This window comes from Flavobacterium sp., assembly GCF_965277525.1.
In the GTDB taxonomy this organism is placed as follows: Bacteria; Bacteroidota; Bacteroidia; order Flavobacteriales; family Flavobacteriaceae; genus Flavobacterium.
The window spans coordinates 458494-473510 of the sequence record NZ_CBDIDC010000009.1 but is presented as its reverse complement, the minus strand read 5'-3'; the positions used below and the strand labels follow the sequence as shown (position 1 = coordinate 473510).

Below are 15017 nucleotides of genomic sequence, written 5' to 3'. Positions count from 1 at the left end.
GTGCTAAAAGTTCAGCAACATTTTCAAGATTTTGATCCGTTTGTACAGTAAGGTAATCTTTTTTAACAAGATCCTCGATTTCCAGTGTGCATAAAATATTAGTATCCTTATTGCTGGTAAAAACATTTCCCTTTTTTGCCAGATTCTTTACATCAAGGGAATGTTTTTCAAAACGCTTTTAAACTGAAATAGACCAATTTTTGACCTTTTGAGAACAACATCTAATTTTTTTTTTTCTCGGAGAAATTAGAAACTTTTACTTTTAGCGGGAACAGGATTCGAACCTTCTAGTCTAGGTCTGCTATTCGAATCTTATTCGATAAGGGTTTGATTTTTAGTAATTAAGAAACATGTGAAGAGTTATGCGCCACGATTCTGTCATAAAATTTTGCTTGTTTTATTATAAATATTGAAAATGCGCATAAAAGACAAAACCCTGCTAATCCTTAGATTTGCAGGGTTTTCCGTGAATTTTGGCCTTTTTTGTAAACTTTGAAAAGTCTCTTTTTAAGCTCTCAGCGGAGGAAGAGGGATTCGAACAAAACCGTCACATCCCGCTTTTATACTGCATTTCTAATATTTTTTCTGTATTGCGCCACGAATTTGCGATGGAAATTTTCGTTATTTTTATAAATAATGAAAGTTTCTAGCAGGTTTAAATCCGTTTAAATTGACTTTATAATTCTTACTTAATTGAAAGATAAAAGTACGCTTTTCTTGACATACATTTGCAAATATTTTTTGAACCCTTTTAAGTGATTTTACAAACAATAGAAGAAAAATTAGTCTTAACTTTCTACAACAGAAAAGTTATCCATTCCATTTGTGGTACGACTTTAAAAACCGTACATACCACCCGAAACAGAAATTTGCTCTCCTGTAATCCAGGCAGCATCATCTGAAGCCAAAAATACTGCAGCTTTCGCAATATCTGCTGGCTGTCCTCTACGGCCAAGCGGTGTTTTTTCGATAAACATCTTTTCATATTCGCTGCCGGCGGTAACGCCCGCGCTGGCTGCACCTTCGGTTTCCGTAGCACCCGGCAAAATAGAATTGATACGAACGTTTTTAACACCCAATTCCTTAGATAAAGCAATTGTGAAGGCATCGAGTGCGGCCTTAGTTGAAGAGTACAACGAGGCATTTTGCAGTGGATATTTACTTGCACCAGAACTGATATTGATGATGTTCCCGCCCTTATCTCCAAAAAGTTTCAGAGCTGCCTGTATAGTCAGAATTGGACCCAGCACATTAACGTTAAAACTTTGGTGGAAGTCTTCTGCCGAAATGAGTTCAATCGGGGCATATCCCTGATATACAGCATTATTTACTAAAATATCGAGCGTGCCGAAAGCTTTCTCGATTTCTTTAAACAACCTGTTCACATCGGCTTCTTTCGATACATCTGCCTGTACTGCAATGGCTATCCCGCCGTTATTGATGATTTCTTTTACTACTTTGTCGGCTCCTTCTTTGCTTGAAGCGTAATTTATAACAACCTTTGCACCTGCTGCTGCAAAGTGTTTAGCGATAGCTGCACCTATTCCTTTGGAAGCACCGGTAACTACTGCCACCTTGTTTTCTAATTTACTCATGATTTATCTATTAATTATATTTTAAGTCCTTCAACTTTTTTCCGTTCTAAAGACTGTACAAAGATGTAGTATCATTGCGACCTATAGATTGACATAAATCATTAAATGGACATGATAAATGTCACCTCGAAGTGATGACTTAAATCAAAAAATATAGGAACTAATATAAAAAATAGCTTTTTACGATAGAAGAGAAGATCAAAGATTCAGATTGTAAGAAAGAACACAATGACATAAATTCAATTTTTGAATACTTTTCTTTATCAGGAAAATATAAGTTGGTTTATGTCCAAAACTAGTCTAAACAATAGAAGTAATCGATAAATTATGATTAAAAGTCAGAAATTGGTCAGCCGGTTGTTTTTATATCAAGGGAAAAGAAAATCCCACACGGTTCATTTACCAATCCCATTTGTAATGATAGCGAAGCCTGGAATAGGTAAAGGATCATTTTGATGCATTTTTTTTTATACGGCTCAAAGTTTCAGAAGATAAACCTAGATAAGAAGCAATCATGTTTTGCGGGAACCGCTGTAAAAAATGTGGATAATTCTTGACCAATTCCTCATAGCGCTCTTCAGCTGAGTAATTAATAGACTGCATTCTTTTTTGGGCTGAAATTGTGTTGTTTTGACTGATCACATTTGACATCGCTGAAAAGGCTGTGATATGCTTAAGAAAATCCTCAATTTCGATATTGGTTGATTGCAAAATCTCCAGTTCCTCCAGCGCTTCAATATTAAAGCGACTAGGAGTTAGCAGATAAAAGCTTTCAAAATCTGTTAGCCACCAATTTTCCACAGACAATTTCAATATTTGTTCATTTCCTTTTTTATCCACTGTGAAGGTCTTAGCAGATCCTTTTACTATAAACCCTATATATTTGCATACATCTCCTTCCTGTAAAAAGTATTGACGTTTTCGAAGTTTTCTAGGTTTGAAATGTTCTGTCAACAAATGCTTATCATCTTCTGATAACAGTTTGCCTGATATTTCTTGAATGTAATCGAAAAAAACTTCAAAATTGGACATTATAAAAGTATATTAATGGATTTGCAATTTACTGAATTTAAAAACAAATCTCAATTATACAAATATAATATATTAAAGGATTGAACTATGGATAAATTTGCTATTACAAAACCACTTATCGTTTTGAAAAGACATGTAGTTTGTTAATAAAATAGCCTGCTAAAACCATTGTTTTAGCAGGCTATTTGCTTTGTTGCAGTGTTCTTCTGTCTTTTACAGTTTGATGAACATTTACTTCAAAAGCTATGGTGATTTTGATTAAAAAAGATTGGTAAAACGTCCTGATTTATTTACGTATATTCTCTTATCCTCACAAATTAAAAGCCTTTGTTTATATTACTATAGATTATAATTTTGTAAAATTACTCAACTATTTACTTAGCTAAATAAGTCATTCCGCCATCAACAAGTAGTTCAGCACCAAGCATAAACGAAGAATCATCAGAAGCCAAGAATACCGCTGTTTTACCAATATCAGATGGTTGCCCAATTCTGCCTATCGGCATTTCACTTGCAAAGTGTGTTTTTATGGCTTCAATTTGTTCTAAGGGAACAAATTTTTCAAATGCCGGAGTATCTGTTGTACCTGGTGTTATCACATTTGTTCTGATTTTTCTGCTTAAAAGGTCGTTTGAGAATGCTTTTGCAAAAAAGATTACAGCAGCTTTTGCAGCACCATAAAGTGTGAAATTTGGATACGCTCGGTGTGCTGCATTGGAACCTATAAGAATAATAGAACCTCCATCATTCATATAGGGCAGTGCTTTATGAACTGTAAAGTACACACTTTTCAGGTTTAAATCCATTGTCTTGTCATATTCCGCTTCTCCAAGATCTGCTACAGTTCCTACAGCTCCACCGCCTGCATTGGCTACAATTACGTCTATTTTACCAAATTTTTCAGATGCTTCCTTAAAGACTCTTTCCAAATCGGCAAGGTTTGTTACATCAGCATTTATAGCTATGAAATTCTCTCCAAGTTGCGCCACTGAACTATCTAAAGTTTGTTGATTTCTTCCAACAATCACTCCTTTAGCACCTTCATTTTTAAATTCTTGTGCAATACCAAATCCAATACCACTATTACCACCAGTAATTACTGCTACTTTGTTTATTAATTTACTCATTATTTTATTATTTTTAAATTTGTTTCACAAAGATACTATCAATAGTTTATGTTTGTAACTGTTATAGTGTATTCTGGTTACTATTAGGTAACTACTAATTTAAAAATATGAGAGACGAAAATTTTTGTAATTCAAATTGCCCATTTACAAGAGCCATTGGCACTATTGGTAATAAATGGAAACCGATAATTATTAATGTAATTGGAACCCGTACTATTCGTTTTGGTCAATTAGACGCCATAGTACCGCACATTTCAAGGAAAGTATTAACTGAACAGTTAAAAGAGTTGGAAGAAGATGGTTTAGTAGAAAGGTTCGCCTATAAGGAATTACCGCCACGAGTAGAATATAGGTTATCTGAAAAAGGTTTAGCATTTCTACCTATATTAGAAGAGATTAAAAAATGGCAAGGTAAGTTTGAGACCCTTTCAACTTAATTTGTAATAAGTTTTAGAAAAACCGCCTTAGTTTGTTGTGGCAGAAAAGGTATCCAATCCAAATCTACTGCGCCACGATTCTGCCACAAATTTCAAATCATCTATTTTTAAAGGTTTATAACCTATTTTTTGCGTTTTAACTTGTTTAAAATTAATGCTATAATTTTTAATTGTTTAAAAATCAAAAATACAGTTTTATATTAAATATCATAAAAAAAATAACTCTTTTAAATCGTATTAAACTGATTTAAAGAAAAATACAAATTAAATTTTTGTAGCAAAAAAGTTGTCCCCTATACTGCTTTTTAATTCTTAATAAAGAAATTTGTCTGATATGCTGTTAATTAAGTTTTTTTTCTTTTTACACATCCTAAGTGAAAACAATCACTTAAGCTTTTTTGGCAAAATAGAGGGCAACTCCAGTAGCAATTCTATTAATAAAATGGAAGAGAATATATTAAACACCTTGATCCGAATAGAATCTTTATTTTAAATCCTTCCTCCACAAATTAAATTTGAAATATTACTATTAGTAAACTTTTCCATATTTGATTTTATATTCTCTATTAATATTTCTACGAAAATATTAATGGATTAGTTTGTGCGTACTCTCTCTTAACAATTTACTTACCTAAGATTAATAGCGTGTTAAGAATTTCTTAAAACGCAAAAGTTTACTAATGGTAAAAATTTAGTCATTTTTGTACCGATTAATTTACTAATACTAATAATTTATTGCAGGGTTGAAAATAAGTATTTAGAAAGCGGCGAGGGTAGAATTCATAAATGCGCTTTTAAAATCTATTTTGATAAAATAACTTTCATCTTGATCAGGTAAGTGTTTTATCCCTTGTTTCGCATTTTTTGTAAAAATTAAATTAAGGATGATACCCCACTTAAAAAAAGAAAATGAATTTAAAAACAGAAAAAAATGAGTTTAAAAAAGTTTGGAAAAGGGCTATTGTTGTTTTTCGTATTTGGATGTAATACACTGTTTGCTCAAACCCTATACAAGGGACGCGTAACAGATGAGTTAAAACAACCAGTACTACAAGCAAATGTACAGATTGTTGGTTCTAATACCCGCGTTACTACTGACATAGATGGAAAATTTTCCATAAATGCAAAAAGTGGTCAATCACTTTTAATTACATTTTTGGGATATAAGCCTCAAAAAGTTTTACTGGATAATCAGTCTGAATTAAATATAAGTATATCTCCTGAAGAGGAGGTATTATCTGAAGTAGTAGTAACTGCTCTTGGGGTTAAAAAAGAAGTAAAAAAGCTAGGGTATTCTCAATCACAAATTAAAGGAGAGGATCTTACTTTAGGTCGTGATGCCAACCCTATAAACTCGCTTGCCGGAAAAGTTGCGGGTTTGCAAATTGGTGCAAGCTCTGAGTTTTATGGCGCGCCAACAGTGGTGTTGCGTGGTAGTAAAGATGTTTTGTATGTAGTGGATGGTCAACCAGTCAACTCAGATTCGTATAATTTTAATGCAGATGATGTTGACACCTATACGGTACTTAAAGGTCCAAATGCAGCCGCATTGTATGGTTCAAGAGGAATTAACGGTGCGATTATAATTACCACAAAAAAAGGTACAAAAACCAGTGGTGGCTGGCAGATAGATTATAACAGTACAACCGAATTGGATAAAGGATTTATTGTATTACCGGAAAGTCAAACGGAATATGGGCGAGGTAGTAATTATCAATATACCTATGGGAATGTGTTGTATGACAATAAACAACGCTTGCCAGAATGGGGACCACGTTTTAATAGTGGTTTTGAAACACAACAATATGATAGTCCTTATGATCCGGCAACAGGTATTAGACAAAAAACACCTTGGCTGAATCGTGGAGCCGATAATTTTGACAAGTTTGTACAGAACGGTTACGTAAGTACCAACAGCATTGGGCTTTCGGCAAGTGGCGATAAGTTTAATCTTCGTGCTTCGTACGGGCATACCTACCAGAGAGGTATTTTTCCTAACACAAAATTAGATATAGATAACTTTAAAATAAATTGGGGGTACAATGTCAACGAAAAATTACGAGTTGAGGCAGATTTGAATTTAAATTTACAATATTCTCCAAATGTACCAGATGTACAATATAGTCCTAACAGTTATGTCTATATGTTTAAGGTTTATGGTTCTGCTGATTATGATATTAATGATTTAAAGGATTACTATAAAGGACCGCAAGGTGTTCCTGGACTAACTCAATACGCGCCAGAATACGGAAGGCTGAACAACGCCTGGTTTATGGCAAATGAATGGTTGAAAGGAAGAGAGAAAACAGATGTTTATGGTTCTTTGAAAGCTATTTATAAATTCAATAACGATTTTGATTTGTCACTAAGACAATCGATAAACACCTACAATCAGCTTAATACAGAAGATGTTCCGGCTTCGGCCAACTTAAATTTGTATTTGCCATGGTATAGTTTTGGCTGGTACGGAGATTACAGACGAGATCAAAGAAATTTAATGGAAAATAACACCGATTTAATTCTGAATTACAAACATAAATTTGGGAATTGGGATATTAGTACTTTAGTTGGAGCAAACCAGCGTTCTTTTACTTATGATTCTAGTTGGGAAACAACTCAGGGTTTATCTCTTCCGGGAGTTTATAATATGAATAATTCGGCAGCTAAACCGTATAGTTATAATTTTGGTTCTAAGATGCAGGTTTATAGTGGTTTTTATTCGTTCGATATTGGGTATAAAAATTATTTTAATATTAATACCACTGGCCGTGTAGATAATCTATCAACTTTACCAAAAGGTAAAAACACCTATTTTTATCCTTCCGTAGCAATAAGTTCTGCGATTTCAGATTATGTTAAATTGCCAGAAGCTATTTCATTCCTAAAAATACGCGCTTCGTATGCCGATGTAAAAGGAGGTTTAACAGCGACGACAATTGGTACTTCTTACAATGCTCTAAATTCTACCGCATTAGGTACAGGTTGGAACAGCAAGCCTGTATTTGGATTACTAGGTTACGGAACAGAAAATTATACGCCCTATAACGGACCAACTTATGTAAACGAATCGCCAGTTGCTTCGGGCACTTTTTATAATGGAACACCGTCAATCACGTTATCAAATACTATTGCTAACGAAAATATAAAACCTTTTAACGTAGAGTCAATTGAGACAGGATTTGATGTGAAATTTTTCTCTAACAGATTAGGTTTAAATGCAACTTTTTTTACAACAACTAACGGTCCTAACATTTTTCAATTGCCAGTTTCAACAGCAACCACATCAAACAATCAATTGATTAATGGAGTTACTACTCTTAAAAGAGGTGTAGAGCTGGAATTAATGGGATCAGTGCTGAGAAATCCAGCAGGTTTAAATTGGGATGTAAATTTAAATTATTCTTCTTATAGAGAAACGCTTAAAGAAATTTATGGAGATCAGCAGTATTTACAGCAAAACGGCCACAACTTTGTAGTTGGAGACAGGCTTGACGCTATTTATGGAACCAAATTCGTAAGAGACGGTAGCGGAAATATTGTAAACGGAACTGGTGGATTGCCTTTACAATCTCCAGGAGGTATTGCAAATAATGGTTTCTTGGGACATGCAAATCCAGACTTTTCTTTTGGTATAACCAATACTTTTAAATATAAAGGTTATAGTTTAAGCTTTCAGTTTGATGGACGTATAGGAGGAAAAATGTATGACTTCGTTTATTATCACGCAATGAATGGTGGTACAGACTTAGAAACTGCCAGAGGAGCTTTTGGTGATGCTCGTTTAGCGGAATGGAACAGTACTGCTAATGGAACAAAAGCGGCAACACCTTCTTATATTGGTCCCGGAGTTAAAATTACATCTGGTACACCTCGCTTTAGTAATGGACAAATTGACAATTTAAGTGATTTAACTTTTGCTCAGAATGATTTACCGGTATCGGTACAAAGTTATATCTCAAGTGGTATTGGTGCTAATGCAGATGAATATTATATGATAAGCCGCTCTTATGCAAAACTTAGAGAAGTTTCTCTTGGATACAGTTTGCCTTCAAAATTATTGGCTAATTCGTTTATCAAAAAAGCAACGTTTTCTTTAGTAGGCCGAAACCTATTGTATTTTGCAGCACGCAAAGATATTGATTTAGATCAATATGCATCAGGTTACAATGCTTCTGACAGAGCTTTGGTTGGAGGTAGCGCCGGAAGTGATCTTTCCAGCCCAACTGTTCGCCGTTATGGTTTCAATATTAATTTAACTTTTTAATCTTTATTTCCATGAAATTAAGAAATGTAATTTATAGCTTAGTAAGCATCAGTTGTTTAGGTTTTTTCTCTTGCCAGGAAGGTGATTTGATTGATAATCCTAACGTAGCAAATGCAGATGCAATTATTCCAAGAACCTTGCTGTTGAATCATTTAACAGCTACAATGATCCGTACTGATGAGCAGCCTTGGGCTTTGTCTGCTGGTGGCGCACAGTACAACATATCAAATTATCAATATTATAGATTCAACAATAACTACAATTATGGGAATACCAGCGATAGTTATGATATTTTAAAATATGCCTTAAGTTTAGAAACGCAAGAAGTGAAACAGTCCGGTAATAATACCAATGTTTACTTTGCATTATCTCAATTTTATAAAGCGTATTCAGGTATTTGGTTATCGCAAAGAGTAGGAGATATTCCATTTTCGAAAGCAGGAGATCCAAAAAACTTAACACCGGCTTATGATAGTCAGCATGATGTTTATAAGAGTGCATTAGTGATGCTTGATAACGCTAATACGCTGATGAAAAACCTAATTGCCGCTACACCAGCATTGGCAACTCAAAAAGTAGATACTGCTGGCGATATTTTCAATTTTACCTATTTACAGTGGCAAAAACTGATTAATACTTATACGTTGCGTATTTTAATCAGCTTAAGCAAAAGAGCGCAAGATAATGCCGATTTACAAATAGCTCAAAAATTTGCCAATATCATTAATAACCCAACGCAATATCCTATAATGGAAGGAAATAGCGATAATATGGTATATGTGTATAATGCCGTAAACCGTTATCCTATATATTCATTGCAATTAAATGCTTATAATAATTTCTCAAATCCGGGTGCTCCGTATTTAAATATAGGATCACAAACACAAGATCCCAGAATTCTTGTAACGTCTACACCGGCTCCTGCCCAGGTAGCGGGAGGAAAAGCTGTAAGTGATTTTTCTGCTTTCGTAGGTTCTGATCCTAATTTATCACAGGCAAGTTTGCTTACTAATTCAGACGGAGGAATGTATTCGTTTGCAAATTATAATCGTTATTATGTTTCTCAAACAGGAGCAAGCGCAGAGCCTTTTATCTTTATAGGGTATCCGGAAATGTGTTTTAATATTGCTGAAGCTGTTAACAGAGGATGGGTAACAGGTCAAAATGCTAAAGATTGGTATCTGAAAGGAATTAATGCATCGCTGGCAACTTATGGTTTAAGCGAAGGACAGACCGTTACTATCAATTTTCCTATTAGTTCTTCTAGTGTAAAAGTTAATCCTAAAGGTCTTAAACAAGGAGATGTTTGGGGAACTGCTATAGTTAATATCGCTCAATTCTTAACCAATGTTACTTATGCAGGCGACAATGCAACAGGTTTAAATCAAATCTTAACGGAAAAATACATGGCAATGTTTAACAATTCAGGATGGGAAGCTTTCTATAATTACCGTCGTACGGGAGTTCCGGCATTGCTAAGCGGAGGTGCAGGAATTGGTACTGCAAATGGGGTTTTACCACGCAGATGGATGTATATGGCAACCGAATCTGCCTATAATACACAAAACTATCAGCAAGCTGTACAAAGCCAATTTGGAGGAACAGATGATCCTTTAAAAGATGCCTGGTTGACGAAATAAAAAATTTTAAATTCCAAATTTCCAATAAAAAAAGCCAGAATTTTAGATTCTGGCTTTTTCTTGTATTATTAATATCGTAAGATATTTGAATTTTATATTTACTGTTTAATTCCAACTCTATAATGTTCTCCTGATTTGGCAGATTCAAAAGCTTCAGGAAGTTCTTCTAATAAGAACTCTTTTCCAACGAGTTCTTCAAAAGGATATTTAGAATGATTTTTGGCGATAAAATCAACAGCATAACCAAGATCGTTTGGAGTGTAATTGTGAAGGCCTTTTATAGTGATCAGATTTCGAACAATCATCTCGGCATTTATTTTTGTAACAGGTTGATTAAAGACAGCTCCTATCCAGACTGCTGTTCCGCCAATAGTAAGAATTTCAACTCCTAATTCCATTACAGCAGGTATTCCGGTTGTATCGATAATGACATCAATTTTTTCTTTTGGATAAAGTTTTCTAATTTCATCGAGAGACAAATTAGCATCAACTAACTTATTAGCGCCAAATTTTTTAGCATACACCAGGCGTTCCGGATTAATATCCATGGCAAATACATTTTTGGCACCACTTTCTCTGGCCATTGCACAGGCCGAAAGTCCTAACATACCACTTCCGGTAATCATGACATTTTTGTTTTCAAGATAACCAGCTACACGCACAGCTCCTGCAATTGTAGCATGTGTACAATTTATTGGTGCTGCCTGTTTATAAGTTAAAAAATCAGGTAATTTGAAAATTGCTGTTCCTTTTTTTAGTACACAATGTGTGGCAAATCCGCCATTTAATCCGTCATTAGGTTTAAATTGATGATGTCCATATTTATAGAGACCTTCAGATTTTTGAGGAATTCCTTTTTTAGCCATTTCACTCTCTTTGTCAAAAGCATATACACACCAGGTTACCAGGTCGCCAATGTTTAACAGGAGACCATTAAAATCGCTGTTTATTTTTTTTCCTTTGTCTATAATTTCACCTATAATTTCATGTCCTAAAATACAAGGACAAGGAGTCGATCTCTTTCCTGTAAAAGTATGAATATCGCTGGTGCAAATAGTAGTATAAAGGATGCGAACCAATACTTCGTTACTATCTATTTCGTTTAAAATTACTTCCTGATTTTCGAATGGTTGCCCTACTTCAGAAAAAACCATTGCCGTTGCTTGAATTGTCATTATTATTTAATTTGTTTACTATTTGTAATTATTTGTTTAAAATAAATACTTAGGATAAAAATGTACCAACTATTTATTTACTTTTTCTTTTAAACCACGCTGTTTTCTTGCTTTAGTTAAATCGATAACTCGTAAAGTGCTGTTTTGTATGGGTTTTATGATGATTTTCAAATGTACTGTCTTTTTTGTTTTTACAAAAAAATATTTACTATTAGTAAACTTTAATAACTATTATTTTACATTTAGATAATAATTATGTTTGATTAGAGGATTACTTTTGCTGAAACTTAATATTATTAGCATGTTTCAAGAAAGTAAAAAATTTACAAATAGTAAAAAAATATCTACCTTTGCAATTGTGATTTCAGTATTTATATGTTATACTGGAATGTATGCGGTACGCAAATCATTTTTGGCAGGTCAATATCTTACGCTTGCTTTCGGCTATGGGTTAGATGCTAAAACAGTATTGGTTATAAGTCAGGTTTTGGGCTATATGGTTTCAAAATTTATAGGCATAAAAATTATTTCCGAAATGCCGAAGTCTAAAAGAGCAAAATGGCTAATTTCCTTTATTTCTTTTGGTTTGTTAATGCTGGGGTTGTTTGCTATTGTTCCGGGAAAATGGAAAATACTGGCATTGTTTTTAAATGGCCTGCCCTTAGGAATGGTGTTTGGAATTGTCTTTTCTTATATCGAAGGAAGAAAAAACACAGAAATGTTAGCCGCAGCATTAAGTGCCACATTTATATTTTCAACCGGACTGGTAAAAACGGTGGGATTGCTGCTTATGAGAGATTTTAATGCAGATGAATATACGATGCCATTTTATACAGGATTATTGTTTTTTCCATTATTCCTTTTGTCCGTATGGATTCTTAATAAAAATCAGGATCCGGATGAAAACGACGTCAAAGCAAGGTCTGAACGAGTACCTATGTACAGCAAGGAACGCAGAGATTTTATAAGGGATAATGGAGTTGGGTATTTTGCTTTGGTTGGTATTTATGTTCTTCTGACTGTGGTTAGGGATTTTAGGGATAATTTTATGGTTGAATTTTGGGCGGAGAAAGGATATTCAGGTTCTCCACAAATTGTAACCCTTACAGAAATTCCGGTAGCTGTAATTGTTTTGGCAATAGCGGCAGCTGGTGTTCTCATAAAAAATAATAAAAAGGCATTTAGTGTAGGGATGTATCTTACAGCTGGCGGAGCAGTTGTAATTATGCTTTTTACCTTTTTATTTAAAGATGGACTTATATCTCCTGTAATCTGGATGATTACCACAGGAATAGGGGTTTATTTACCTTATATACTATTTCATTGTCTTGTTTTTGAAAGATTAGTTGCAGTTATGAAATTTAAGGGCAATGTTGGTTTCTTGTTTTATATCGCCGATGCCATGGGGTATTTGGGCAGTGTAGTTGTGCTTTTACTTAAAGAAGTAATAGGTTTTAAACAGACGTGGAGTCATTTTTTTATATGGCTTAATCTGGAATCGGCGGCATTATTATTATTACTTGCAATAGGTTCTTTATGGTATTTTAACAAGCGGGTTCATGAAAAAAACAAGAAACAAATAGTTGCATTTCCCTAAATATAAAAATAAATTGAATGGATAAAAAATATGATTTGATAGTTATTGGCGGAGGTGTCTTAGGGACATTTCATGCCTACCATGCCTTATTAAAAGGAATGTCGGTTGCCATTTTGGAAAAAAACAGCAAACCGGAAGGAGCGACTGTTAGAAATTTTGGTCAGGTTGTGCCATCCGGAATGGACAGAAAATGGCAGGATTTCGGAAAAGAAAGTTTAAAAATCTATAAAAATATTCAGTCTCAGTTTGATATAAGTATTCGCCAAAACGGAACGGTTTATCTGGCTTCAAACGAAGAAGAAATGCAATTGATAGAAGAATTGCATCAGATTAATATTTCAAATGATTACGAATCTAATTTGATGACGAAAGAACAATGTCTGTCAAAATATGCTGGTTTACGTGCTGATTATTGTACAGGCGGATTGTTTTTTCCGCAGGAAGTAACCGTTGAACCTTCTATGATGATTCATAAGCTGCATCAGTATATGACTGCAAATATGGGACTTGATTTATTTATGAATACAACCGTTGTTGATACAGAAGACACATTTAGTGAAGTGATTACAACAACTTCGTTAGGAAAAGAATTCAAAGCTTCAAAAATAATTATCTGCAACGGAAGTGATTTTAAAATTTTATATCCTGAGATTTATAATAACAGTGATTTGATTGTTTCAAAACTTCAGATGCTGCAAACCAAATCTCAGAATAATTACAAATTAGACGGTTCGATTTTGACAGGATTGACCATTAGAAGATACGAATCATTTGAAGAATGCAAATCATATCAATCAATTAAAGCCAAAGAGAATCCGGATAGTTTTGAGAAGAAGTATGGTATTCATATCTTATTTAAACAAGCCATCGACGGATCAGTAATTTTGGGTGATTCGCATGAATATGCCAACGCAAAAGATGTTGATTCGCTAGGATTTGATTTGAATATGGATATTGACAATTTTATGATTGAGGAGGCGAAAAAAATTATTGATCTGCCCACTTACGAAATCCAAAGCAGATGGTTTGGAATGTATTCGCAATGCAAAACCAAAGATATTTTTGAGCATACAGTTGATGAAAACATTCATATTATAACAGGAATAGGAGGTAAGGGAATGACAGGTAGTGCAGGATTTGCAAAACATAATATTGATAAAATTTTTAATGTTTAAAGATTTTGTATTTCATGTTTTGCTACTTCCGATAGCTATCGGGATAAAGGATTAAAAAGATTTTAAAAATCTAGGTTAAAAAAAAATATCATTCTAAATATAAATACTCTCAAATATGCGAATTGCATGTTTATAAAATAAATACACACAAAATGAAAATTAATGAAATTGAAATGGTCGTTTTTGATATGGCCGGAACAACAATAAATGAACAAAATATAGTTTACAAATCTTTACACAAATCCATTAATAAATTCGGAATAAATGTTTCTCTTGAATTAGTGCTTTCTCTGGGAGCAGGAAAAGAAAAATATCAGGCTATAAAAGATATTTTGAAACACATCAATATTACAGATTCCAATAAATCCCAGGAGATATTCGAATATTTCAAAGAAACATTAGATAACGAATATCTTACGGCAAAAGTTTCACCAATTGAAGGTGTTGAAAATGTACTTCAGAACCTTAAAAAAGACGGTATAAAAGTAGTTTTAAATACAGGTTACAGCAGTCATGTTGCCAATACTTTATTAGAAAAATTGGATTGGAAAAAAGACAATCAATTTGACGCTTTAATCACAGCAGACGATGTAGAACTGGGACGCCCATTTCCGGATATGATACACAAAGCCATGCAATTATTTTCAATAGAAGATGCTTCAAAAGTATTGAAAGCAGGAGATTCAGCAATTGATATCGAAGAAGGAAAAAATGCCAAATGCGGGATTACAGTTGGAGTTCTTTCCGGAGCTCAAACCAGAGCACAACTTGAAGAAGCAAAACCGGATTATATACTAGATTCACTTGCGTCGTTATATAGCATCGAAAAATAGTGCCACAGATTAAAGGATTAAAAAGATTAAAAACATTTAATTGAACCATTAAGAGATTAAGAAAAATTAAGTCTTGCTTCTTAATATAAACTTAATTTTTTAATGGTAAAAAAAACTAATTAGTTAAAATAAAATCCCTGCA

The 15017-nt window shown here is 33.8% G+C and carries 10 protein-coding genes; 6 read left to right on the top strand and 4 right to left on the bottom strand.

Annotated features, from left to right (window positions below; translation table 11 throughout):
- Nucleotides 1-836: 836 nt before the first annotated feature.
- The 3 genes from ACQY44_RS19165 to ACQY44_RS19155 all read right to left on the bottom strand — a co-directional run bounded on the left by ACQY44_RS19165 (nucleotide 837) and on the right by ACQY44_RS19155 (nucleotide 3754).
- Nucleotides 837-1595, bottom strand: a complete 759-nt coding sequence (locus tag ACQY44_RS19165) for an SDR family NAD(P)-dependent oxidoreductase (protein WP_428231901.1) — start codon at nucleotides 1593-1595, stop codon at nucleotides 837-839.
- A 447-nt stretch (nucleotides 1596-2042) separates the two neighbouring features.
- Nucleotides 2043-2627, bottom strand: coding sequence for a Crp/Fnr family transcriptional regulator (locus tag ACQY44_RS19160; protein ID WP_428231900.1), 585 nt, complete (start codon nucleotides 2625-2627; stop codon nucleotides 2043-2045).
- Nucleotides 2628-3001: 374 nt separating this feature from the next.
- The gene (locus ACQY44_RS19155) at nucleotides 3002-3754 is read right to left on the bottom strand and encodes an SDR family NAD(P)-dependent oxidoreductase (RefSeq protein WP_428231899.1); all 753 of its coding nucleotides are present in this window, start codon (nucleotides 3752-3754) and stop codon (nucleotides 3002-3004) included.
- A 107-nt stretch (nucleotides 3755-3861) separates the two neighbouring features.
- On the opposite strand from ACQY44_RS19155, the gene ACQY44_RS19150 reads away from it, so the two are divergent.
- The 3 genes from ACQY44_RS19150 to ACQY44_RS19140 all read left to right on the top strand — a co-directional run bounded on the left by ACQY44_RS19150 (nucleotide 3862) and on the right by ACQY44_RS19140 (nucleotide 10095).
- Nucleotides 3862-4191, top strand: coding sequence for a winged helix-turn-helix transcriptional regulator (locus ACQY44_RS19150; RefSeq protein ID WP_428231898.1), 330 nt, complete (start codon nucleotides 3862-3864; stop codon nucleotides 4189-4191).
- 931 nt (nucleotides 4192-5122) lie between these two features.
- A complete protein-coding gene (locus ACQY44_RS19145; RefSeq protein ID WP_428231897.1) occupies nucleotides 5123-8455 on the top strand; it encodes a SusC/RagA family TonB-linked outer membrane protein in 3333 nt (1110 codons plus the stop codon).
- Between the two features lie 11 nt (nucleotides 8456-8466).
- Nucleotides 8467-10095 carry a SusD/RagB family nutrient-binding outer membrane lipoprotein gene (locus ACQY44_RS19140; protein ID WP_428231896.1) on the top strand — a complete coding sequence of 543 codons (1629 nt, stop codon included), beginning with the start codon at nucleotides 8467-8469 and terminating at the stop codon, nucleotides 10093-10095.
- Nucleotides 10096-10193: 98 nt separating this feature from the next.
- On the opposite strand, the gene ACQY44_RS19135 is transcribed toward ACQY44_RS19140, so the two are convergent.
- Nucleotides 10194-11270, bottom strand: coding sequence for a zinc-binding dehydrogenase (locus ACQY44_RS19135; protein WP_428231895.1), 1077 nt, complete (start codon nucleotides 11268-11270; stop codon nucleotides 10194-10196).
- Nucleotides 11271-11571: 301 nt separating this feature from the next.
- Here ACQY44_RS19135 and ACQY44_RS19130 point away from each other — a divergent pair, with 301 nt between their 5' ends.
- The 3 genes from ACQY44_RS19130 (at nucleotide 11572) to ACQY44_RS19120 (ending at nucleotide 14875) form a co-directional block, all read left to right on the top strand.
- Entirely contained in the window at nucleotides 11572-12867 is a 1296-nt protein-coding gene (locus ACQY44_RS19130; protein WP_428231894.1) for a DUF5690 family protein, read from the top strand.
- A 17-nt stretch (nucleotides 12868-12884) separates the two neighbouring features.
- The gene (locus ACQY44_RS19125; protein ID WP_428231893.1) at nucleotides 12885-14042 is read left to right on the top strand and encodes a TIGR03364 family FAD-dependent oxidoreductase; all 1158 of its coding nucleotides are present in this window, start codon (nucleotides 12885-12887) and stop codon (nucleotides 14040-14042) included.
- A gap of 152 nt (nucleotides 14043-14194) precedes the next feature.
- A complete protein-coding gene (locus tag ACQY44_RS19120; protein ID WP_428231892.1) occupies nucleotides 14195-14875 on the top strand; it encodes a phosphonatase-like hydrolase in 681 nt (226 codons plus the stop codon).
- The last annotated feature ends 142 nt before the right edge of the window (nucleotides 14876-15017 follow it).

Excerpts from the sequence above, each read along its gene's own strand:
- ACQY44_RS19165 (WP_428231901.1), bottom strand. The coding sequence starts at position 1,595 with ATGAGTAAATTAGAAAACAAGGTGGCAGTAGTTACCGGTGCTTCCAAA.
- ACQY44_RS19160 (WP_428231900.1), bottom strand. The coding sequence starts at position 2,627 with ATGTCCAATTTTGAAGTTTTTTTCGATTACATTCAAGAAATATCAGGC.
- ACQY44_RS19155 (WP_428231899.1), bottom strand. The coding sequence starts at position 3,754 with ATGAGTAAATTAATAAACAAAGTAGCAGTAATTACTGGTGGTAATAGT.
- ACQY44_RS19150 (WP_428231898.1), top strand. The coding sequence starts at position 3,862 with ATGAGAGACGAAAATTTTTGTAATTCAAATTGCCCATTTACAAGAGCC.
- ACQY44_RS19145 (WP_428231897.1), top strand. The coding sequence starts at position 5,123 with ATGAGTTTAAAAAAGTTTGGAAAAGGGCTATTGTTGTTTTTCGTATTT.
- ACQY44_RS19140 (WP_428231896.1), top strand. The coding sequence starts at position 8,467 with ATGAAATTAAGAAATGTAATTTATAGCTTAGTAAGCATCAGTTGTTTA.
- ACQY44_RS19135 (WP_428231895.1), bottom strand. The coding sequence starts at position 11,270 with ATGACAATTCAAGCAACGGCAATGGTTTTTTCTGAAGTAGGGCAACCA.
- ACQY44_RS19130 (WP_428231894.1), top strand. The coding sequence starts at position 11,572 with ATGTTTCAAGAAAGTAAAAAATTTACAAATAGTAAAAAAATATCTACC.
- ACQY44_RS19125 (WP_428231893.1), top strand. The coding sequence starts at position 12,885 with ATGGATAAAAAATATGATTTGATAGTTATTGGCGGAGGTGTCTTAGGG.
- ACQY44_RS19120 (WP_428231892.1), top strand. The coding sequence starts at position 14,195 with ATGAAAATTAATGAAATTGAAATGGTCGTTTTTGATATGGCCGGAACA.